The organism is Enterobacteriaceae endosymbiont of Donacia marginata, from assembly GCF_012567685.1.
GTDB lineage: Bacteria > Pseudomonadota > Gammaproteobacteria > Enterobacterales > Enterobacteriaceae.
In genome coordinates this window covers 28,671-53,028 of sequence record NZ_CP046184.1, presented here as the reverse complement: position 1 = coordinate 53,028, position 24,358 = coordinate 28,671, and the positions used below count along the sequence as shown (strand labels likewise).

Annotated in this window: 21 protein-coding genes; 12 read left to right on the top strand and 9 right to left on the bottom strand. The window is 19.2% G+C overall.

What is annotated here, in order from left to right:
• The first annotated feature begins 21 nt into the window (after nucleotides 1–21).
• Nucleotides 22–2,097: a glycine--tRNA ligase subunit beta gene (gene glyS / locus GJU04_RS00270; protein ID WP_168892920.1), complete on the top strand. Its 2,076-nt coding sequence runs from the start codon at nucleotides 22–24 to the stop codon at nucleotides 2,095–2,097.
• On the opposite strand, the gene dapA is transcribed toward glyS, so the two are convergent.
• The 6 genes from dapA to leuA all read right to left on the bottom strand — a co-directional run bounded on the left by dapA (nucleotide 2,089) and on the right by leuA (nucleotide 8,455).
• Nucleotides 2,089–2,967 (bottom strand): 4-hydroxy-tetrahydrodipicolinate synthase, encoded by an 879-nt coding sequence (dapA, locus tag GJU04_RS00265; RefSeq protein WP_168892919.1) that lies wholly within the window; start codon nucleotides 2,965–2,967, stop codon nucleotides 2,089–2,091. The two genes, glyS and dapA, sit on opposite strands and share 9 nt — an antisense overlap.
• A 114-nt stretch (nucleotides 2,968–3,081) precedes the next feature.
• On the bottom strand, nucleotides 3,082–3,753 hold the full coding sequence (locus GJU04_RS00260; protein ID WP_168892918.1) for a nucleoside monophosphate kinase: 672 nt from the start codon (nucleotides 3,751–3,753) through the stop codon (nucleotides 3,082–3,084).
• Nucleotides 3,754–3,770: 17 nt separating this feature from the next.
• Nucleotides 3,771–4,370, bottom strand: a complete 600-nt coding sequence (gene leuD / locus GJU04_RS00255; protein ID WP_168892917.1) for a 3-isopropylmalate dehydratase small subunit — start codon at nucleotides 4,368–4,370, stop codon at nucleotides 3,771–3,773.
• Between the two features lie 17 nt (nucleotides 4,371–4,387).
• Nucleotides 4,388–5,782, bottom strand: coding sequence for a 3-isopropylmalate dehydratase large subunit (gene leuC / locus GJU04_RS00250; protein WP_168892916.1), 1,395 nt, complete (start codon nucleotides 5,780–5,782; stop codon nucleotides 4,388–4,390).
• A gap of 19 nt (nucleotides 5,783–5,801) precedes the next feature.
• The gene (leuB, locus tag GJU04_RS00245; RefSeq protein WP_168892915.1) at nucleotides 5,802–6,893 is read right to left on the bottom strand and encodes a 3-isopropylmalate dehydrogenase; all 1,092 of its coding nucleotides are present in this window, start codon (nucleotides 6,891–6,893) and stop codon (nucleotides 5,802–5,804) included.
• Between the two features lie 17 nt (nucleotides 6,894–6,910).
• Nucleotides 6,911–8,455, bottom strand: a complete 1,545-nt coding sequence (gene leuA, locus GJU04_RS00240) for a 2-isopropylmalate synthase (RefSeq protein WP_168892914.1) — start codon at nucleotides 8,453–8,455, stop codon at nucleotides 6,911–6,913.
• 270 nt (nucleotides 8,456–8,725) lie between these two features.
• Between leuA and ribD the strand changes: the two genes are divergently transcribed.
• The 3 genes from ribD to nusB are packed head-to-tail and all read left to right on the top strand — an operon-like array spanning nucleotide 8,726 to nucleotide 10,784.
• The gene (gene ribD, locus GJU04_RS00235) at nucleotides 8,726–9,838 is read left to right on the top strand and encodes a bifunctional diaminohydroxyphosphoribosylaminopyrimidine deaminase/5-amino-6-(5-phosphoribosylamino)uracil reductase RibD (protein WP_168892913.1); all 1,113 of its coding nucleotides are present in this window, start codon (nucleotides 8,726–8,728) and stop codon (nucleotides 9,836–9,838) included.
• A gap of 29 nt (nucleotides 9,839–9,867) precedes the next feature.
• On the top strand, nucleotides 9,868–10,368 hold the full coding sequence (gene ribH / locus GJU04_RS00230; protein ID WP_168892912.1) for a 6,7-dimethyl-8-ribityllumazine synthase: 501 nt from the start codon (nucleotides 9,868–9,870) through the stop codon (nucleotides 10,366–10,368).
• The gene (gene nusB / locus GJU04_RS00225) at nucleotides 10,365–10,784 is read left to right on the top strand and encodes a transcription antitermination factor NusB (RefSeq protein ID WP_168892911.1); all 420 of its coding nucleotides are present in this window, start codon (nucleotides 10,365–10,367) and stop codon (nucleotides 10,782–10,784) included. The genes ribH and nusB overlap by 4 nt, the downstream gene beginning before the upstream one ends.
• 91 nt (nucleotides 10,785–10,875) lie before the next feature.
• Here the strand turns inward: nusB and GJU04_RS00220 are convergent, their stop codons facing one another.
• From GJU04_RS00220 to tadA, 3 genes are read right to left on the bottom strand one after another with little or no spacing between them, the layout of a single operon-like run.
• On the bottom strand, nucleotides 10,876–11,442 hold the full coding sequence (locus tag GJU04_RS00220; protein WP_168892910.1) for a DJ-1/PfpI family protein: 567 nt from the start codon (nucleotides 11,440–11,442) through the stop codon (nucleotides 10,876–10,878).
• Between the two features lie 40 nt (nucleotides 11,443–11,482).
• Nucleotides 11,483–12,730 carry a serine hydroxymethyltransferase gene (gene glyA, locus GJU04_RS00215; protein WP_281351273.1) on the bottom strand — a complete coding sequence of 416 codons (1,248 nt, stop codon included), beginning with the start codon at nucleotides 12,728–12,730 and terminating at the stop codon, nucleotides 11,483–11,485.
• A gap of 12 nt (nucleotides 12,731–12,742) precedes the next feature.
• Nucleotides 12,743–13,213 (bottom strand): tRNA adenosine(34) deaminase TadA, encoded by a 471-nt coding sequence (gene tadA, locus GJU04_RS00210; protein WP_343034712.1) that lies wholly within the window; start codon nucleotides 13,211–13,213, stop codon nucleotides 12,743–12,745.
• A 187-nt stretch (nucleotides 13,214–13,400) separates the two neighbouring features.
• Between tadA and hisS the strand changes: the two genes are divergently transcribed.
• From hisS to dapD, 8 genes are all read left to right on the top strand, one after another.
• On the top strand, nucleotides 13,401–14,687 hold the full coding sequence (gene hisS / locus GJU04_RS00205; RefSeq protein WP_168892909.1) for a histidine--tRNA ligase: 1,287 nt from the start codon (nucleotides 13,401–13,403) through the stop codon (nucleotides 14,685–14,687).
• 52 nt (nucleotides 14,688–14,739) lie between these two features.
• A complete protein-coding gene (locus GJU04_RS00200; protein ID WP_168892908.1) occupies nucleotides 14,740–15,933 on the top strand; it encodes an outer membrane protein assembly factor BamB family protein in 1,194 nt (397 codons plus the stop codon).
• 19 nt (nucleotides 15,934–15,952) lie between these two features.
• Nucleotides 15,953–17,290 (top strand): ribosome biogenesis GTPase Der, encoded by a 1,338-nt coding sequence (gene der, locus GJU04_RS00195; RefSeq protein WP_168892907.1) that lies wholly within the window; start codon nucleotides 15,953–15,955, stop codon nucleotides 17,288–17,290.
• Between the two features lie 77 nt (nucleotides 17,291–17,367).
• Entirely contained in the window at nucleotides 17,368–18,348 is a 981-nt protein-coding gene (gene dusA / locus GJU04_RS00190) for a tRNA dihydrouridine(20/20a) synthase DusA (RefSeq protein WP_168892906.1), read from the top strand.
• Between the two features lie 65 nt (nucleotides 18,349–18,413).
• A complete protein-coding gene (gene dnaB / locus GJU04_RS00185) occupies nucleotides 18,414–19,799 on the top strand; it encodes a replicative DNA helicase (RefSeq protein ID WP_211080566.1) in 1,386 nt (461 codons plus the stop codon).
• A gap of 118 nt (nucleotides 19,800–19,917) precedes the next feature.
• Nucleotides 19,918–21,324, top strand: a complete 1,407-nt coding sequence (gene cysS / locus GJU04_RS00180; protein WP_168892905.1) for a cysteine--tRNA ligase — start codon at nucleotides 19,918–19,920, stop codon at nucleotides 21,322–21,324.
• Entirely contained in the window at nucleotides 21,306–23,381 is a 2,076-nt protein-coding gene (ligA, locus tag GJU04_RS00175; RefSeq protein WP_168892904.1) for an NAD-dependent DNA ligase LigA, read from the top strand. Before cysS ends, ligA begins: the two co-directional genes overlap by 19 nt.
• A 96-nt stretch (nucleotides 23,382–23,477) precedes the next feature.
• Nucleotides 23,478–24,302 (top strand): 2,3,4,5-tetrahydropyridine-2,6-dicarboxylate N-succinyltransferase, encoded by an 825-nt coding sequence (dapD, locus tag GJU04_RS00170; RefSeq protein WP_168892903.1) that lies wholly within the window; start codon nucleotides 23,478–23,480, stop codon nucleotides 24,300–24,302.
• Nucleotides 24,303–24,358 lie beyond the last annotated feature (56 nt).

The following is a 24,358-nucleotide window of genomic DNA, read 5'->3' as shown; positions in this document are numbered from 1 at the left end:
TTAATTAGGTGATATAATTTTATGTGTAATAATATATTATTATTAGAAATTGGTATAGAAGAAATACCTTCAAATTATTTATTAAAAATATCTCAAATAATTTTAAAAAATTTCAAAAATGAATTAAAAAAAAATCATTTTGAATATAAAATAATAAAATGTTTTTTTACTTCTAGACGTATTGCATTACAAATATATTTTATAAATATAATACAATCTAATTATTTTTTTAATATTAAAGGACCTTTTATTTCTAATGAAAAAAATATTTTTGAAAATAAAATAATTCAACATTGGATAAAAAAATATAAGATTAAAGATATTAAAAATATTTTTTATAAAAATAAATATATTTTTTATAAAAAAATTATAAAAGGATTACATATTAAACATTTATTATCAAATATAATAATAAATTCTTTAAAAAATATTATTTCTATTCCTAATTTTATGTTTTGGGATGAAAATATTTTTAAATTTATTAGGCCAATAAGAAATATTATACTAGTTTTAGGAAAAAAAAATATTAAAAAAAAAATATTAAATCTTACGTCAAATAATATTATTAAAGGACATAGGTTTATGTGTCAAAAAAAAATAATTTTAAAAAATTCAAAAAAATATGAAGAATTATTATTTGAAAAAGGTAAAATAATTGTTGATTTCTTTAAAAGAAAAAATATTATTTTTGATAAAATTAAAAAAATAGCAGATAAATTCCATGCTATTATTAAAATAGATAACATTTTTTTAGAAGAATTATCTGCTATGGTTGAATGGCCTGTAGTATTAATAGGAAAATTTGATAAAAAATTTTTAAAACTTCCATCAGAAATATTATCATATGTAATGATTAAATATCAAAAATATATCCCTTTATATGATAAAAAAAATAATTTATTATCTAATTTTCTTATATTAATAAATATTGAAACAACTAATAATGAAAGAATCATTAATAATAATGAACAGATAATTAAATCAAGATTTAAAGATATTCAATTTTTTTTTAAAAATGATTTAAAAATAAAATTTGAACAATATTTAAGTAAATTAAAAAATATTATTTTCCAAAAAAATTTAGGTAATTTATTTGAAAAAACTATAAGAATAGAAAAAATATCTCAATATATAGCAAAAAAAATTATTAATAATATTAATATTATAGATTGTATTAGAGCAAGTAAATTATCTAAATGTGATTTAGCAACACAAATGGTTTATGAATTTCCCGATTTACAAGGAATTATTGGTATGTATTATGCACAATATAATCAAGAAAATAAAAATGTAGCACAAGCGATAAAAGAACAATATCAATATAAAAAAAATAATTTTATACCTAAAAATATGGTTTCCTGTGTTTTATTTATTTCAGATAAAATAGATACTATAGTAGGAATGTTTAGTATATCATTAATCCCAACAGGAGATAAAGACCCATTTTCTTTAAAATATATAACATTAATTATAATACGTATTATTATGGAAAAAAAAATAAAAATTAATTTAATTGAATTAATAAATTTTAGTCTTTTTTTATATAAAAAAAATCTTATTGAGAAAAAAAAAATATTAAAACAAATATTATTTTTTATAAAAAAAATATGTAAAAATTGGTATATATCATTAGGATACAAAAAAAATATTATTAATTCTATTTTAGATAATAAAATAAATGATTTATTAATTTTAGATTATAAAATTAAAGCATTAAATTTATTTATTAAAAATGAAAAAAAACAAAGTAATTTTTTAATTTTTACTTATAAAAGAATAAATAATATTTTATTAAAAAATAAAGAATATATAAATAAAAATAACCAAATTAATACTTATCTTTTAAAAGATAAAGAAGAAATTATTTTATTTAGACATATTATTAAATTATCTAAAATATTAAAATTAAAAATTAAAAATAATGAATATTATACAATATTATTAATATTATCTGAGTTATATTATCCTGTTAATAATTTTTTTAAAAAAGTAACAATTAATCATACAGATAATAAATTTAAAAAAAATAGAGTTTTAATTTTATATTATATAAAAGAATATTTATTAACAGTAACTAATATTAGTCATTTATATTAATTTTAATTTTTTTAATGTATTTTCTATAATTTTTTGATTATATTCTGTAAGTGGAGTCATAGGAAGTCTCATTTTATCATTTTTAATTAATCCTAATCTTTTTACTGCCCATTTAATGGGTATTGGATTAGATTCAAGAAATAATTGATTATGTAATATAATTAATTCTTTATTAATTTTTTTTGCTTTATTAATTTTTTTTTCTTTTATATAATTACAAAATTTACTCATTTTTGATGCAACAATATTTGCTGTAACAGATATAATACCATCACCACCCAACAACATAAATTCAAAAGCAGTTTTATCATCTCCACTAATTAAAAAAAAATTATTTTTTATTAAATTTTTAATTTTATTTACACGAGATAAATCTCCAGTAGCTTCTTTTATACCTACTATATTACTAATTTTTGATAATTTATAAATTGTTTTTGGTAATAAATCACATCCTGTTCTTGAAGGAACATTATATAGTATTTGGGGTAATTTAGTATTATTTGCAATTTCTTTAAAATGTTGATATAAACCTTCCTGTGTAGGACGATTATAATAGGGAGTAATATTTAAACAACCTATAATTCCTGAATTTTCAAGGATAGATATCATTTTAATACTTTTAGATGTAGAATTAAATCCTGTTCCAGCTATAATAGGTATTTTTTTTTCTGAAAAATCTAATGCATACATTATAACATCTATATGTTCATTATATGTTAATGTAGCCGCTTCTCCTGTTGTCCCCATAATAACAATTGCTTTTGTACCACTATTAATATGATATTTAATAAGTCTTTGTAAACTTTCTTTACAAAGATTACCTTTAATATCCATTGGAGTTATAAGTGCTACAATACTTCCGGTAAACATTAAATTATAATCCATATTAATTAATATTAATTAATAAATAATAACAAAATTAAAGTAAATAAACAAATTATTATAATTTTAATCACTTAATTAAAATTTTAAAAAAAAATAAAACTATTTTTTTATTTTATTTAATTTTTGTAAAAAATTATCTATTTTTTTTTTTACATCTAAAATAGATAATGTATTATTAATTTTTTTATAAATAATCTTATTTTTTATATAATCTTTATTATAATATTCAATTAATGGTTTAGTTTGTATAAAATATTCTTTTAACCGATTTCTTATTGTTATTAAATTATCATCTGTTCTCGTTATCAATTTTTCACCTGTTATATCATCTTTATTTTTTATTTTTGGAGGATTAAAAATTACATGATAAGTTCTACCTGAAGGTAGATGTATTCTCCTACCTATAATTCTTTTAATAATTTCATTAATTGGGATATAAAATTCTAAAATTATATTTATTTTTATATTTTCTTTTTTTAGAATATTAGCTTGTAAAATATTTCTAGGATATCCATCTAATAAAAAACCTTGTTTACAATCAATATTGTATAACCTATTTTTAATAATTTTTATTATGATATCATCAGGAACCATAATACCTTTCTTAATAAATTTTTTTATTTTTTTAGTTAAAAAAGTATATTTATTATTTAATATATAATTTCTTAACATATTTCCTATAGAAATATTAGGTAAATTATATTTTTCAGATATAAATCTAGCATACGTTCCTTTACCTACTCCAGGAGGACCTAATAATATTATACGCATTTAATAATATGCTCATTTTAAAAAAATTCAAAATATGTTTTTTCAAAAATATTAATTTCTTTAGAATATTTTTTTGTTATATCTATTTGATCTAAATCATTTGTAATAAAATTAATTATATCATTACTCATTTTAAAATTAAAAGATACATTATTAATTGTAATTTTTTTATAAAATAAATCTATATAGCAAAAAATACCAGGATATTTTTTTATTATAAAAAATAATTGATCAATTATTTTTTTATTTAAAATAATTAATATTAATTTATTATTAATTGCATTATTATAAAATATATCTGCATAACTAGACGCAATAATAGTATGAAAACCAAAATCTAATAACGACCAGGGAGCATGTTCTCTAGAAGAACCACACCCAAAATTATCTCTAGTTAATAAAATTTTTGAATTTTTGAATTTTTTTTTATTTAGAATAAAATTAGGATTAATTATTTTACTTTTATTATCTAAATATCGCCAATCATTAAATAAATATTTTCCAAATCCTTTTTTATTATTTTTTTGTAAAAATTGTTTTGGTATAATAACATCTGTATCAATGTTTGATATATTTAAAGGAACTATAATACCATTATACTGTAATTTATTATTCATAAATATTTCTTATTTTATTATAAATTAATATTAGTAAAATAACCATATATAGCTGTAATTGCTGCTATAATAGGACTAACTAAATGAGTTCTACTATTACGTCCTTGACGACCTTCAAAATTTCTATTACTAGTAGAAGCGCATCTTTCTCCAGGTTTTAATTTATCATTATTCATTGCTAAACACATAGAACATCCTGAATAACGCCATTCAAAACCAGCATTTTTAAAAATTTTATCTAATCCTTCTTTTTCTGCTTGTTTTTTTACCATATTAGATCCTGGAACAACTAGAGCAGTAATATGAGGAGCAATTTTCCTACCTACAACTATTTTTGCTGCAGACCTTAAATCTTCAATTCTAGAATTTGTACAAGAACCAATAAATACTTTATTAATTTTTAAATTAATTAATTTAGTTCCTTCATGTAAATCCATATATTTTAAAGCTTTTATAGCTAATTTTTTTTTATTTTTATTCATGTAAGATTTTATTAATGGGATAGATTCATTAATACCGATTATTTGTTCGGGATTAGTACCCCAAGAAATTTGAGGAGTTAATTTTGTAATATTTATATCTATAATTTTATCAAATTTAGCATTATAATCACTGTATAATGTTTTCCAATATTTTAAAGCTTTTCCCCATAACCCATCTTTGGGAGTAAATTTTTTATTTTTTAAATATGATAAAGTTGTATTATCAGGTGCAATTAATCCTGCCTTAGCCCCCATTTCAATAGACATATTACAAATTGTCATTCTAGATTCCATACTTAATTTTTTTATAACATTACCATTAAATTCAATAATATATCCATTACCACCACTAATACCAATTTTTCTAATTATTGATAAGATAATATCTTTTGCAGTAATGTTTTTAGATATATTACCAGTAATATTTATTAACATATTTTTAAAGCGATTTTGTTTTAAAGTTTGAGTTGCTAAAACATGTTCTACTTCTGAAGTACCAATACCAAAAGATAATGCACCAAATGCTCCATGAGTAGAAGTATGTGAATCACCACATACAATAATCATGCCAGGTAATGTAATTCCTTGTTCTGGACCTATAACATGCACAATCCCTTGTAAGGGATGATAAATATCATATAATTTGATATTAAAATCATTGCAATTTTTTATAAGGGTTTCCATTTGTTTTTTAGCTATATAACCAGATGCCCCTATATCCTTTATTTTAGTAGATACATTATGATCCATAGTTGCAAAAGTTTTATTTGATCTATAGACTTTTCTATTTTTATTTCTTAATCCTTGAAAGGCTTGAGGTGAAGTAACTTCATGAATAAAATGTCTATCAATGTATAATAAATTAGTATTATTTTTTAAATTACAAATAATATGTTTATCATATATTTTTTCATATAATGTTTTTCCCATATATTTATACCTATTTATATTAAATAATAGTTTCCATAATTAATGTTCCCATATCATCAGTTGTAATTATTTTTTCATTTATACTATCAGTAAATAAATCTTTTGTTCTATAACCCATGTTTAATATTTTTTTAATAGCATTTTTAATTTTTTGAGATATATTTTTTTCTTTTAAAGAATATTCAATTAACATTGCTAATGATAATATTTGTGCTATAGGATTAGCTATATTTTTACCAGCAATACTAGGAGCAGAACCTCCTGATGGTTCATATAAACCAAAATAATTTTGATTAAAACTAGCTGAAGGTAAATTACCTACTGATCCAGAAATCATAGCACATTGATCAGATATAATATCACCAAATAAATTTGGACATAATATGACATCAAATTGTGAAGGATTTTTCATTAATTGCATTACAGCATTATCAATATACATATGTTCTAATTTTACTGATATATATTGTTTTGATATATCTGTTAAAACTTCACGCCATAGTATTGATGTATTTAAAACATTTGCTTTATCAATAGAACATATTTTTTTTTTTCTTTTTAAAGCTATATTAAAAGCTATATGTGCAATTCTTTCTATTTCAAATCTTGAATATATTTCAGTATCAAATGCATATTCATCTATACCTTTACCTTTTCGACCATTAGGTAAACCAAAATATATACCTCCTGTTAATTCTCTAATACAAACAATATCAAAACCTTTATATAAAATTTTTTCTTTTAAAGGACTTAAAATACCTAAATCTTTATAAAAGAAAGTAGGACGTATATTTGCAAATAAATTAAAATGTTTTCTTAGTTTTAATAATGAACCTTTTTCTGGTCTTTTATTTAAAGGTAAATAATCCCATTCAGGACCTCCAACAGATCCAAATAATATTGCATTAGATTTTTCACAACCATATAATGTTTTTTTAGGTAATGGATTACCATATATATTTATGGCTGCTCCACCGACAATATAGGTATCAATAACTATTTTTTTAGTTATATATTTTTCTATTTTTTCTAATACTTTTATTGCTTGTTTCATAATTTCTGGACCTATACCATCTCCAGGTAAAATAGCTATTTTAAATATATCTGACATTACTATTCCTTAAAATTTTAAAATTTATGAATTTTTATTATATTTTTTTGTACTTGATCAGATCTCCAAATATTATTAAGACAATCAATAATAGAAATAATTGAAGCTTTTATAATATCTTTAGATAAACCAATACCGTGAAAAATTTTTTTTTTATATTTTATTTTAATAATAACTTGTCCAATTGATTTTTGAGTACGACTTTTATTTGTTAAAATATATTGAATAAATTTTATATTATAATTTGTTATTCTAATTATTGTTTTATATATCGCATCAACTGGTCCTAACCCTGTTGCTGCTTCTAATTTTATTAATTCTCCACATTTTAATTTTATAGTTGCAATAGATAAATTAGAATTTGATTGCACATTAAAATATATTAATGAATAATATTCTGTATTATTTTCTATATTACTATTAAAAGCTAATGATTCTAAATCATAATTAAAAATTTGTCCTTTTTTATCAGCTAATTTAATAAATTTATTATATAATTTATTAATATTATATGTATTTTTTTTATATCCCATTAAATTCATATGATATTTAACTGCAGCTCTTCCTGATTTAGAAGTAAGATTAATTTTTGTTTTATTAAATCCTATATTTTCCGGATCTAATATTTCATAAGTTTTTTTATTTTTTATCATTCCATCTTGATGGATACCAGAAGAATGTGAAAAAGCATTATTTCCTACAATAGCTTTATGTATGGCTAATGGTATATTACAAATATTACTTACTATTTTACTTGTATGATATATTTTTTGATAATTTATATTAGTATAAAAATTCATATTTTTTTTTCTGGTATATAAAGCCATAATTACTTCTTCTAAAGCACAATTCCCAGCTCTTTCTCCTATACCATTAATAGTTCCTTCTATTTGTCTTGCTCCTGCATTTATTGCTGTAATAGCATTACCTACAGCCATTCCTAAATCATTATGTGTATGAACTGAAATAATACATTTATCTATATTATCTACTTTTCTCTTTAAATAAGAAATTATATTATAATATTCTTGAGGAAATGTATAACCTACAGTATCTGGTATATTAATAGTTGTTGCTCCTGCATTAATAGCTGTTTGTACAACTAGACATAAATCATTAATAGGGGTTCTACTCGCATCTTCGCAAGAAAATTCAATATCATCAGTATATTTACGAGCATATTTTATCATAAATGATATTTTTTCTATTACTTTATTTAAAGTAGTTTTTAATTTTGTAAAAATATGTATAGGAGAAGTTGCTAAAAAAATATGAATTCTAAAATTATCAGATTTTTTTAATGATTTATAAACCATATCTATATCTTTTTCTTTACACCTAGCTAATCCACATAATTTACTATTTTTTATAATATATGATATTTTTTTTGCAGTTTGATAATCAGTAGGAGAAGAAATTGGAAATCCAACTTCAATAATATCAATACCCATTTCTTCTAAAGATAATGCTATTTCTATTTTTTCTTTAGTATTTAAATTAGATTTTAGTGATTGTTCTCCATCACGTAATGTAGTATCAAAAATAATAATTTTTTTTTTCATATCAATGTTATCTCTTAAAACAAAATTTATTAAGTATATTTATTATACTTTTCTTATATTAAAATCATTTAAATAATTAAATAATTAGAAATATTATATTTTATAGATATATAATATATTAATTATAATAATTTATATTTATAATATATTTAAATAAAAAATTAATTTTTGTAAATTTTTATTTAATTTAATTAATTTTTATTATATTAAATGATAATAATTAATATTAAAATTATAAATTGTTGAAAAATTATATTTTTTAAGGATATTATGTATTCAATAGATAAATTTTATATGATGTATGCAATTAAATTAGCTAAATTAGGTATTTTTACTACAACTCCTAATCCAAATGTAGGATGTATTATTGTAAATAATAAAAAAATTGTTGGTCAAGGATATCATTTTAAAACAGGAGAAGATCATGCAGAAATTAACGCATTAAAAATAGCAGGTAAATATGCTAAAGGAGCAACAGTTTATGTTACACTAGAACCTTGTAATTATACAAATTTAACACCTTCTTGTTGTCAAGCATTAGTTGATGCTAAAATAAAAAGATTAGTTGTTGCATCAAAAGATCCAAATCCAAAAGTAAATGGTCAAGGATTAAAATTTTTATATTCTAAAGGAATTCAGATTACTAATAATATTTTATCAAAAAAAGCTAAATTGATAAATTATGGATTTTTTAAAAGAATGAATACTGGTATTCCTTGGATACAACTTAAACTAGCATCATCTTTAGATGGTAAAATTGCATTATTAAATGGCAATAGTAAATGGATATCATCAAAAATATCTAGAAAAGATGTTCAAAAATTAAGAGCAAAAAGTACAGCTATTTTAAGTACAAGTAAAACTATTTTACAAGATAATTCTACTTTACTTGTTAAGTGGAATAAATTAGATTATTATATAAAAAAAATATATCCTAAAAAATTATTAAGACAACCAATTAGAATTATTTTAGATAGATTAAATACGATAAAACCTACTGATAAAATAATTTTATTTCCTAGTAAAATATTTTTAATAAAATCAAAATATACTTTTGAAAATTGGCCTAATTATGTAGAACAAATTATTGTTCCTGAAATTAATGGATATTTTGATTTAAAATATTTATTTAAAATATTAGGTAATAAAAAAATTAATTCTATTCTTATAGAAGCAGGAAGTATATTATCAGGATATTTAATTGCTTATAATTTAATAGATGAATTAATTATATATTTAACACCTAAGTTATTAGGAAATATTACATTAAATTTATGTGATATAAATAAATTTATGAATATTATTAATGTATCTAATTTTTATTTTACAAATATTAAAAAAATAGGACCAGATGTAAAATTAATATTAAAACCTATTAAATAATTTTATAAAAGAGGATATATATACATATTATGAAAATTATTGATGAAAATATCATAGCACCTAATGCTTTTATTGCCATTGTTATATCAAGATTTAATACCTTTATAAATAAAAATCTATTATATTCTACTATTGATACTTTACAAAGAATAGGGATGGTTCAAGATAAAAATATAACTATATGTTGGGTCCCAGGTAGTTATGAAATCGCATCAGTTATTAATTTATTAATACAAAAAAATATTTATGATGGTATAATAGCTATAGGAACTATTATTAAAGGAGAAACATCTCATTTTAAATATTTATCTCAAGAAGTTTGTTCACAAATATCTAACTTATCAGTAGAAAATAATATCCCAATTTCTTTCAGTATATTAACAACTGATAATATTGAACAAGCAATTGAAAGATCAGGTATCAAAAGAGGTAACAGAGGTACCGAAGCAGCTTTAACTTTATTAGAAATGATTAATATATTTAAATCTATACAATTATTACATACAAAAAATAAAAAGGAAGTTAAGTGAAATTTACTGGCAGATATTATTCTAGAAAATATGCTTTACAAGCAATTTATTCTTGGCAATTATCTAAAAATAATTTTAATGATATTCAATGTTATTTTTTAAATGAATCAATAAAAAATATTAAGATTATTGATCTTGATTATTTTAATGATTTAATAAATGGAGTGATAGTTAACAGTTTTTATTTAGATAATATAATGAAACCATTTTTATCTCGTAAATTAATTGAATTAGGACAAATTGAAAAAGCAATTTTGCGTATTTCTTTATATGAATTAATAAATCGTTTAGATGTGCCATATAAAGTAGTCATAAATGAAAGTATTTGTCTTGCAAAAAAATTTGGAGGAGTTGAAAATAGTTATAAATTTATTAATGGGGTATTAGATAAAATAGCAAATAAACTAAGAATTTAAATCATTAAATTTTTTTAAATAATTAATAATAAAATTACATATTTTAAATATGTAGTAAATGATATTTATTATTATTTATATTTCAACATATTTATAATTCTCTTTCAACTTTTAAAGATATTTCTTTACCTAAAATAATTTGTATTAATTTTAAATTAAATTTAATTGCATATTTTACACTTTGTGCTGTTAATAATTTATATTTATCATCCCAATAAACTGGATATTTTACCCATTGTTGATATGGTATTAAATATTTTAATCCTAAATATCCAGTCATTTTAGCATTAGGAAATAGGTTATTAGTACTAAGAACCATAGCAGGTGCTGCACATATTGCACCAATTATTCGATTAGCTTTTTTAATTTTTTTTAAAAATTTTAATAAAAAAAAATTTTTTTGAAAAAATTCTGATGCTTGTAATCCTCCTGGGATAATAATTGCTGCTATATTTTTAAAATTAATTTTTTCTATTTCATTAAAAAAAAGATCACTTATAATTTTTGTACCATGAGCACATATTATTTCTCTTTTATTATTTACACTAATTAATATAACATTTATGTTACTTCTATTTAAAAGATCTATAGATGATATAGTTTCTATATCTTCAATACCATCTGTAACACAGATAAGAACAGAATGATATTTTTTCATTGAAAAAATTACCTTGTTTTATTTAAATAAAATATTTTAATTAATATATAGGAAATAATTTACATAATTTTATTATATTATTTTTTATGTTTTTATGATATTTATTTTTTTGATTTAAAATATTTATAATATATTCACATAATAAATATATTTCTTTTTCTTTAAAACCTCTTTTTGTAATAGCTGGTGTTCCTATTCTTATTCCAGAAGTAATAGATGGCGAATTGATATCATTAGGTATACTATTTTTATTTACAATAATGTTATATTTTTCTAATAGTAATTCAGCTTCTATCCCTGTAATATTTTTATTTGTTAAATCTATAATAAATAAATGATTATCAGTATTATCAGATACTATTTTATAATTATATTTTTTAAATATTTTTACCATTAATTTAGCATTTTTTAGCACCTGATTTTGATATATAATAAAATTAGGTTGTAATGCTTCTTTAAAAGCTATTGCTTTAGCAGCAATAATATGCATTAAGGGCCCTCCTTGACTTCCAGGAAAAATAGATCTGTCAAATTTTTTAAATAAATGTTTATTTTTTTTTAATGATAATATAATTCCTCCTCTAGGTCCAGATAATGTTTTATGAGTTGTACTAGTAACAACGTGTGCGTAAGGCAATGGATTAGGATATAATCCTGCAATAATTAATCCTGCAATATGTGAAATATCAACAAAAAAATATGCATTTACTAAATCTGCAATACTTCTCATTTTAGCCCAATCACATGTTCTTGAATAAGAAGAAAATCCCCCAATAATCATTTTTGGTTTATATTTTTTTGTTAATTTTAATAAATAATTATAGTCAATTATCCCACTTATATTAGTTTTATAAGATATACTTTTATAAATTTTTCCTGAAAAATTTACTTGAGATCCATGTGTTAAATGACCTCCATGTGAATGTTCTAATCCCATAATAATATCTCCAGGTTTTAATAAAGCCATATATACAGCAAAATTAGCTTGAGATCCTGAATGTGGTTGTACATTAACATAATCTGCATTAAATAATTTTTTAGCTCTGTTTATAGCAATATTTTCAATTTGATCAATATACTTACAACCTCCATAATATCGATAATTAGGATATCCTTCTGCATATTTATTAGTTAATATAGTCCCTTGGACTGACATAATATCACGTGATGTATAATTTTCAGAAGCTATTAAATTAATATTTTCTTCCTGTCTTTTTGATTCTTTTTTTATAATATTTAATAATTCTTTATCAGAATATAATTCTGATATTTTCTTATTTTTTTCCAAATTAACTTACCTTTATAAACAAAAATTATTTTTTTTTCTTTTTAAAGAAAAGAAATCTTGTATCATACTTGTACATTCTTTTTTTAGAATTCCAGAACTTATTTTTATTTTATGATTAATATTATAAATTCCTAACAAATCTATAAAAGATCCTATATTACTATATTTTTTATTATAAGTACTAAAAACTAAACGAGAAATTCTACTCATAATTATAGCACCAGAACACATTAAACATGGTTCTAATGTTACATACATAGTTGTATTTAACAATCTATAATTTTTTAAATATTTACCAGCTTTTCTTAAAGCCATTATTTCAGCATGCGCTGTAGGATCATTTTTTTTAATTGTATTATTATTTCCAAAAGAAATTATTTTATTATTTTTTACAATAATTGCTCCTACTGGTATTTCCCCATTATATTTTGCTAATTTAGCAAAATATAAAGCATATTTCATCCAATAAATATCATTTTTCATAGAAATATATTTTTTAATACTATTAATTCAATATAATTTAATTTTATTAAATAAAAAATTTATAAAGAAGATATATTTTATTTTAAATAATTAATTGTTATTAGTATAATATATTTTATTTTATTAAAATATTAAAAAATAATTTAAGTTATTAAATTAATTTTTATAAAAAAAGAGATATTTTATAGTGATAAAAAAAATTACAGCAATTCATGGTATGCATGATTGTTTATTCCCAAATACTTTAATATGGAAAAATATTGAAAATATTATTGAAAATATTTTAAATAATTATGGATATCAGGAAATTAAATTACCTATTTTAGAAAAAAGTGAATTATTTAAAAAAACTATTGGAGAAGATACAGATATTATAGAAAAAGAAATGTATACTTTATTTGATAAGAATAATAATTCTTTAACTTTACGTCCTGAAGGAACTACTGGCTTTATTAGAGCTATTATAGAACATAATATTTATTCTAAAAATAAACGTTTTTGGTATAATGGACCTATGTTTCGTTATGAAAGACCTCAAAAAGGAAGGTATAGACAATTTAATCAAATTGGTATGGAAATACTTGGATTAAAATCTCCTTATATTGATGCTGAAATTATTATTATTATAAATAATATATGGAAAAAATTAAATATTATAAATAATATTTTTTTAGAAATTAATTCTTTAGGTACTTTAAAGGATAGGAAAAAATATATAAAAGAATTAATATTTTTTTTAGAAAAAAATTCTCATCTTTTGGATTTAAAAGATAGAAAAAAGATTTATACAAATCCTTTAAGGATATTAGATAGTAAAAATAAAAATATTAAAATTTTATTGGAAAATGCACCAAAATTATATAATTATCTTAATGATAAGAGTATAAATAAATTCAAAAAATTATGTAAAATTTTAAATTTTATGAATATACAATTTACTATAAATAATTATTTAGTAAGAGGATTAGATTATTATAATGATATAGTATTTGAATGGAAAACTAATGATATAGGAGAAGGAACCTCTAAAACTATATGTGGTGGGGGTAGATATGATAAATTAATTAATAATATGAGTAATGATAAAATTAATAATGGTATTGGATGTGCTATCGGATTAGAACGTTTAATATTATTAATTAAAATTATCAAATCTTTAAAAATAAATATTAAATATTTAGTTGATATTTTTTTAATACCAATGGAAAATAATCATATTTTAAAGAAAATATTAATTATTGGTGAATTAATTAGAAATAAATTTCCTAAACTTAGGATAATTACTAGTTATCTTTTTAAAAATTTAAAAAAACAAATTATTGAAGCAAATAAATATAAATCACATTTTATAATTATAATAGGTCAAAAAGAAATAGATAATAATTCAATTATTATTAAAAATTTATATTTAAAAAAACAAATAGTTATACCAGAAAATAAATTAATATTTTATTTAAAAAAAATATTTCATTAATTTTTTTTAAGAAAATATAATTAATCAAATTTAAATTCTAAAAGAGTAAAATATGAAAATAAAATTATCAAAATTAACGATATTAATATTTATTTTTTGTTCTATTTGTTTAATTTCTTGTACATATGAAAAAAAAAGTTTTTTACATCAAAATAATAATTCATTATCTAAATTAGAAAAAATAAAATTAAAATTAATTTGGCAAAATAAAATAGAAAAAAATAATATTTTTTTTAACAAATTAAATCCTTTTTATTATAAAGGGTTTTTATATTTAGCTAATAGTAATGGATTAATTTATTGTATAAATATAAAAACAGGAAAAATTATTTGGTATATTAATTTAATAAATAAATCTTGTTTTTTTTCATCTTGTAAAGATAAATATCTTACTTCTGGGCCTATAATTTCAAATAATTATTTATATGTAGGTAATCAGCAAGGAAAAATTTTTTCGATAAATATAAAAACAAAATCGATAATTTGGATACAAAATGTATTTAGCGAAGTATTATCTAATTTTATTATTAGAAAAAATATATTAATAGTACATAGTATTGGTAATATCTTACAGGGGTTAAATAAAAATAACGGTAAAATTTTATGGACAGTTAACTTAGGAAATACAAATATATTTTCGATAAGAGGTTTATCTACTCCTGTACTTTTTTTTGATAATATAATTACTGGTGATGATAATGGTTTAGTTAGTTCTCGTGTAGTTTCTAATGGATCATTAATATGGGAACAAGATTTATTAAAATTTGATGATAAAGAGAATTTTATTAATATCAATGATATTGATGTTCAACCTGTTATATATAATGAAATTGTTTATGTATCATCTTATAATGGTACTTTTATGGCTTTAAATTTAAGTACTGGTGATATTATTTGGGAAAAAATATATTTTACTCATAAAAATTTTATTATAGATAATAATAATATCTATTTAATAGATATTAAAAATAGAATTCTTTCATTAAATGCAAAAAATGGGCACTTAATATGGATACAAGATAAATTTAAAAATAGTAAAATTGATAATTTATTTATTTATAATAAAAAAATTTTTTTTACAAATAATAAAGGATTTCTTTATTGGATAGATTCTAAAAAAGGAAATTTTCTTGGAAATAAAAAAATTGATAAATATAAAATAAATTTTATTTTATTAATAAATAATAAATTAGTTATACAAACTATATATAATAAAATATATCTATTTAAAATTTTAATAATATAATAAATAAAAAGAGATAAAAATGAAATATAAATATCCTATTATTACTATACTAGGTGATAGTAATGTAGGAAAATCTTCTTTATATAATATTTTGATTAAAAAATATGATGCATTAGTTAATAAAATACCAAATTTCACGATAGATCGAAAATATGGTAATGCTAAAATTAAAAATTATAAATTTATTTGCGTAGATACAGTAAGTTATAATAAATTTGAAAAAAAAAATTTTTTAATAAAAGAACAAATTTTGTTATCCATTAAAGAATCTAATATTATTTTATTAATAATAAAAGGGGAAAAACTTAATCTTACAGATTATAAAATTATTGATAATATTAGAAAATATAATAAAAAAATAATTATTTTATTAAATACAAAAAAAAAATATTTTTTAGATACTGAATTTTATTCTTTAGGTATAGATTTTTATAGAATAAATATTATGAATAAAAATGATATTTTAAAATTTCAAAAAATATTATTTTTTCATATCAATAAAATTTATATAAAAAAGAATTTTTTAGATAAATTAAATACTAAATTTTTAATAAAAAATAAAAATAAAAATATTAAATTAGCTGTGATAGGTATGCCAAATGTAGGTAAATCTACATTAATAAATAAATTTATTAATGAAAAAAGAATAATTGTTGATAGCATCCCTGGAACAACAAGAGAAAGTATTTCTATATCATTAAATCATTTAAATAAAAATATTACAATAATTGATACAGCAGGTATAAAAAAAAAAAATAAAATTACAAATAAAATAGAAAAAATTTCAATTACTGAATCTTATAAAATTATAAATCAATCTAATATAATTTTATATATAATTAATGGAGAAAAAAAAATTTTTTGTAATCAAGATATAAAAATAATAAAATATATTATTTTACAAAAAAAACCAATTATTCTGATAATAAATAAAATAGATCTTATTAAATTTCAAGATATTAATTTTATAAAAACACTTATAAAAAAAAAATTTAAATATTTTCCTATAATTTCTATTTCTGCTAAGTTTGCTATAAATTTAAAAAATATTTTTAAATTAATATATAAAATATATAATATTTCAAAAAAAGTATATAATACTTCTAAACTTATGAAAATTTTAAGTTTAGCAACTAAATTAGTTTTACCTCCTATGTATAATGGTCGACGTATAAAATTAAAATATATACATCAATTAAAAAATAACTTTTTAATATTTAAAATATATGGTAATCAATTAACAAAATTAAATAATAATTATAAAAGTTATTTATTAAATTTTTTTTATAAGAAATTACAATGTACAGGTAGTATAATAAATTTTAAATTTCAAGAAAACAAAAATCCATATAAATAATTTATTTAAATATGTTTAATATTCTATTATATATTTATATAATAAATAATTTTTTAATTTATTAATTGATTATAAATATGAAAAATAACATCCCATATTTTAGATTTGAAATAGCTCCTATGTTAAAAAAAACTAATAAATATTGTAGATATTTTTATCGTAAATTAACTAAAAAATCACTTTTATACACTGAAATGATACATTGTAATTTTATTAAAAAAAGTCCAATTATTTTATTAGAAAATAAAAATGTTAGTAATATTGTATTACAAATAGCTGGAAATAAACCAAAGTTATTATCTTTATGTGCTAAACAAGCAGAAAAAATAGGATACAAAGAAATTAATTTAAATTTAGGATGTCCTTCTTTAAGGTCTCAAAAGAATAATTTTGGAGCATGCTTAATGAATCATCCTTTAATTGTATCAGATTGTATTAAATCTATGAGTGATAGTGTTTCTATACCAATTACTGTTAAAATGCGTATTGGTATTAATAATAATGATAGTTATGATTTTTTACATAAATTTATTGATTTACTTATAAATAGTGGATGTAAAAGATTTATTATTCATGCCAGAAAAGCTTTACTTTATAAAAAAATTAATACAAGAAAAAATTTAATAATTCCTAAATTAAATTATAAAATTATTTATAAAATAAAGAATGATTTTCCAAATATAAAAATTTCAATTAATGGTGGTATTAAAACTTTATTAGATGTACAAAAACATCTAAAATATGTTGATGGAGTTATGCTTGGAAGGCAAATTTTTAAAAATCCTATGATATTAGTAGATATAGATAAATATATTTATCATAGTAAATCTACTATCACAAATCCTATAATGATAGTAAAATCGATGTTTTCTTATATAGAAAAGGAACTAAAAAAAGGTACTTCTTTAAGAACTATTATTACCCCCATATTAAATATTTTTTATGGTATTAATGGATCACATAATTTTAAAAATTTTATTTTTGATAAAAAAAATTTTTTAAAAAAAAATAATTTGGATGTTTTAAAAAAAGCATTATCTCTTATAAAGATAAAATAATAAATTTTATTTTTACTTTTTAAGTAAATTTAAAATTAAATTTATATATGGTAATAAATAATTGAATGAAACAATTTAAAAAAGATATACAAATTGAAAGAATTAAGATCCCTCCTCATTCTTTAGAAGCAGAACAATCAATATTAGGAGGATTAATGTTAGATAATAATCGCTGGGAACATATTATAGAAAAAATAATAGTAGATGATTTTTTTATTCTATCTCATAGAATAATTTTTCATGAAATGAATTGTTTAATAGAATTAGGTAAACCTATTGATTTAATAACACTTTCTGAATCTCTAGAAAATAAAAAAAAATTAAATCAAGTAGGAGGATTTGCATATTTAGCTGAATTATCAAAAAATATTCCTAGTATATCAAATATATACGCTTATGCTGATATTGTTCATGAACGTGCTATAATTAGGGAAATGATATCTGTTGCAAATGAAATAGCCGAAGCAGGATATTATCCAAATGGTAGAAATAGTGAAGATTTATTAAATTTAGCTGAATCTCGTGTATTTAAAATTGCAGAAAAACGTTTTAGTAAAAATACTAAACCTAAAAATTTAGAAGAAATTCTAGAAGTTACAATTTCTAAAATTGAATCTTTTTATAATTCTCCAAAAAAAGGGATTACAGGAATTGATACTGGATACCATGAATTAAATAAAAAAACTTCAGGATTACAAAATTCTGATCTTATTATAATTGCAGCACGTCCTGCGATGGGTAAAACTACTCTTGCAATGAATATTTGTGAACACACTGCAATCTCTCAAGATAAACCTGTATTAATATTTAGTTTGGAAATGCCTTGTGAACAAATTATGATCCGTATGCTTGCTTCTCTTTCACGTGTAAATCAAAGTAAAATTAGAACAGGACAATTAAATGATGATGATTGGAAGAAAATATCAAATACAATGGGTATTTTATTAAAAAAAAAAAATATATATATTGATGATTCTTCAGAATTAACTCCTACAGAAATTAGATTACGTTCTAGAAGAATATTTAGAGAACATAATGGATTAAGTTTAATTATGGTAGATTATTTACAATTAATGAGAGTTCCTTCATTATCTTTTAATAGAACATTAGAAATATCTGAAATTTCTCGTTCTTTAAAATCTTTAGCTAAAGAATTACATGTTCCTGTTGTTGCTTTATCTCAATTAAATAGATCTTTAGAACAAAGATCTGATAAACGTCCAATGAATTCTGATTTAAGAGAATCTGGTTCAATAGAACAAGATGCAGATCTTATTATGTTTATTTATAGAGATGAAGTATATAATGAAAGTACTAATTTACATGGTATCGCTGAAATTATTATAGGGAAACAAAGAAATGGTCCTGTTGGTACGATAAAATTAATTTTTAATAATCAAATTACACGTTTTGATAATTATTCAAATTATTATAATAATGAGAATATTTAATCTCTTTCTTAAAATAATTTAATTAATTTTTTATAAAAAATTAATTTTTATAAAAAAAATATTTTATTAAAAATAATTAATATAAAATTATTTATATAAATTTTATAAAAGGAAATAAATGTTAAAAATTTTTAATACATTAAATAAACAAAAAGAAATATTTTCACCTATTAATAAAAAACAGGTAAAAATTTATGTATGTGGTATAACACCATATGATTTATGTCATATTGGGCATGGAAGAACTTTTATTGTATTTGATATAATTATCAGATATTTAAAATTTTTAGAATATAAAGTCTTTTATATAAGAAATATTACCGATGTTGATGATAAAATTATAAAGTTAGCAAAAAAGAAAAATAAAGATATAAAATATATTACACAAAACATTATTAAAGAAATATCAAAAGATTTTAAGGATTTAAATATATTATCTCCTAATTTTGAACCTAAAGTTACTAATCACATAAAAGATATTATTTTTATAATAAAAAAATTATTAATAAAGAATATTGCATATATTGCTAAAAATGGTGATATTATGTTTTCTATAAAAAAATATCCAAATTATGGAATTTTATCTAAACAAAATATAAAGTTATTAAAATTAAATATAAGAATTAAAAATATTAGTGTTAAAAAAAATTATAAAGATTTTATTTTATGGAAATTAACAAATAAAGCTAATATAGGTTGGGATTCTCCATGGGGATATGGACGTCCAGGATGGCATATAGAATGTTCAACTTTAAGTCGTAAATATTTAGGTAAAAATTTTGATATTCATGGTGGAGGTAATGATTTAATTTTTCCTCATCATGAAAATGAAATTGCACAATCTTCTTGTATGGATAAAGAATTTTACGTTAATTATTGGATGCATACTGGAATGATGATTATTAATAATAAAAAAATGTCTAAATCATTAAAAAATACTTTTAAAATAAAAGATATATTATTGCAATATAATAGAGAAGTTATTAGATATTTTTTAACAGTTACTCATTATCGTAGACCTATTATATTTAATGAAAATAAATTAAAACAAGCTCAATTAGCTATACAAAAATTATATATTTCTTTATTTTATAAGAAAAATATTTTTAGTATAAAAAATCTAAAAAATAATTTTTTTTTATTAGAACAACAGTTTTATAAATCTATGGATGATGATTTTAATACTCCTAAAGCATATAGTATTTTATTTAAAATATCTAAAAAAATTAATATTGCTTATAGAAAAAAGAAATATTTAATTGCTAATTATTTTATTTTAAAATTAAAAAAATTGGGTAATATTTTAGGAATTTTATTTTATAATCCAAAAGAATATTTACAAAATAATAAAAATTCATGTAATTATTATGATGAAGATAAAATTAAAAAATTGATTACAAAACGTAACATTGCTCGTCATAATAAATTATGGGATAAAGCTGATTTAATTAGAAATAAATTAAAAAAAAATAATATTATTTTAGAAGATACTGATATTGGAACAATATGGAAAAAAAAAATTTAAAATTTTATATAATTAAATTTATAAATATTTTATATAAAATATATAAACTTTTTTATTATAAAAAAAAAATAATAAATTTACGTAAAAAAATTCTAAATTATAATTATAAATATCATGTATTAAATAGTTCTAATATTCTTGATTATCAATATGATAAATTATTTTCTAAACTAGAAAAATTAGAAAATTTATATCCTTATTTAAAAAATAAATATTCTCCCACAAAATTAGTAGGAGCTAGATATAAATCATTAATATTTTTTAAAAAAATATATCATAATATACCAATGTTATCATTAAATAATGTATTTCATAAAAATGATTTATTTAAAAAATTTTTTTTGCCTATAAATAAAATAATAAATAAATCAAATTTTTGTTGTGAATTAAAGTTTGATGGTATAGCAATTAATTTATTATATAATAATGGTATTTTAATAAGTGCTGCTACAAGAGGAGATGGTTTTATTGGAGAAAATATTATAAAGAATATTTTAAAAATCAAAAATATACCTCATGTATTAAAAGGTGAAAATTTCCCTAAAATCTTAGAAATAAGAGGGGAAATATTTATAACAAAAAAAAATTTTAAAAAATTAAATGAACAGAAATTTGGTAAATATAAAGTATTTAGTAATACGAGAAGTGCAGCATATGGTATTTTAAAAATAAATAAATGTATTAATAAAAAAATTTTTAATTTACTAAATTTTTATGGTTATGGGATTGGTTTTACAGATAAAATAATATTTTTAAATCAACAAGAAGTATTAACAAAATTAGAATGTTTTGGAATTCCTATATCTAAATATACAAAAGTTTATTATTCTTATGATAAAATTATAAATTTTTATAAATACTTTAAAAAAAATAGAAATTTATTACCTTATAATATTGATGGGATTGTGATTAAAATTAATAATATAAAAAAACAAAATATTTTAGGATATACTAATCATGCACCAAAATGGGCTATTGCATATAAATTCCCTTCACAAGAAAAATTAACATTGTTAAAAAAAATAATTTTTCAGATTGGAAGAACAGGAGTTATTACCCCTATTGCTAATTTTAATACTGTTAATATTAATGGAGTAAATATTAATTTTGCAACATTATATAATATTAATGAAATAAAAAGATTAAATTTAAAAATTGGAGATTATATAGTTATACAAAGATGTGGAGATGTAATACCAAAAGTTACAAATGTAATAATTAATAAAAAATTATTAAAAAAAAGAATTAGTATCTCAATACCTAAATTATGTCCTAGTTGTAACTCTATTCTTAAAAAAACATTAAATAATATTTTATATTGTACAGCAGGATTATCTTGTAAAGATCAATTAAAAGCATATTTAAAGCATTTTATTTCAAGAGATGTTATTAATATTAATTTTATAGGAGAAAAACTAATTAATAAATTAGTTGATAAAAATTTAATAAAAAATGCTATAGATTTATTAAATTTAAATAGTAATGTTTTATCCCAAATAGATAATTTAGGTAATAAGTCTATTAATAAAATTTTACAATCTTTACAAGATAAACAAAAAGTTACTTTTAATAAATTTTTATTTTCTTTAGGAATTCCAGAAATGGGGATAGTAACTTGTTACCATATATCATTATTTTTTAAAACATTAGAAAAATTTTTAAATACTAATTTAACTGAATTACGTAGTATTAAAAATATAGGTAAAAAAACTTCATTAAACATATTTAATTTTATTAATAAACAAAATAATATCAATATAATTAAAAATTTATTAAAAAAAATTAAAATTATTTATCCTAAAAATATTTTAAAAAAAAATTATTTTTATCAAAAAAAAATAACTATTACTGGAAAATTTATATTTATAACAAGATTTAATCTTGTAAAAAAATTAATAATATTAGGAGCGATAATAAATAATTATATTAGTAAAAAAACAGACATATTAATTTTAGGTACTAATACAACTAGTTCTAAGTTATTAAAAGCAACTAAATTAAATATTAAAATGATAAATGAAAATAAAATAATTTCCTTATTTCAAAAATATAAATAATTTTTTAAAATATTAAAATTTGTTAATTAATAAAATAAATGATATGGTTATTAATATAAAAATATTTAATTAAAAAAATTTTAGTAATAAAATAATATGAAATATTTTAGAGATATGATAGAAAATTATTTTTCAGAATATGAAAAAAATGATAATTTATTAAAAGATAAAAAAGTTATTAATAATATTAATAAAGTAATTGATTTTTTAGATAACGGGGTAATTAGAGTATCTGAAAATATTAAAGGAAATTGGATAGTTTACGAATGGATTAAAAAAGCGATATTATTATATTTTAAAATAAATAAAAGTTTTTTATTTAAAGGAACATATAATAATTTTTATGATAAAATACCTTTAAAATTTAATAATAATTTTAAAAAAAAAAATTTTAAAAAATTAAAATGTCGTATAGTACCTCCTACTGTTGTCAGATTTGGATCTTTTATTTCTAATAAAACAATTTTGATGCCTTCTTTTATTAATATAGGTGCTTTTATTGGAGAAAAAACTATGATAGATACTTGGTCTACAATAGGTTCTTGTGCTCAAATAGGAAATAATGTTCATATTTCAGGAGGTGTTGGTATAGGGGGGGTATTAGAACCTATCCAATCTAATCCTACTATTATTGAAGATAATTGTTTTATAGGTGCAAGATCAGAAATAGTAGAAGGCGTAATTATAAAAAAAGGATCTGTAATTTCAATGGGGGTATATATTGGAAAAAGTACTAAAATTTATGACAGAGAGACTGGTTTAATTAATTATGGAATTATTCCTAGCTATTCAGTTGTAGTTCCAGGAACTTTACCATCTAAAGATGGAAAGTATAATTTATATTGCGTAGTAATAGTTAAAAAAGTAGATAAAAAAACTTTAAGTAAAACAGCAATTAATGATATTTTACGTGAATTTTAGATACTAAACATTAATTAAATAATTTATTTTAAAAATAATTATTTCTCCAGATTTAA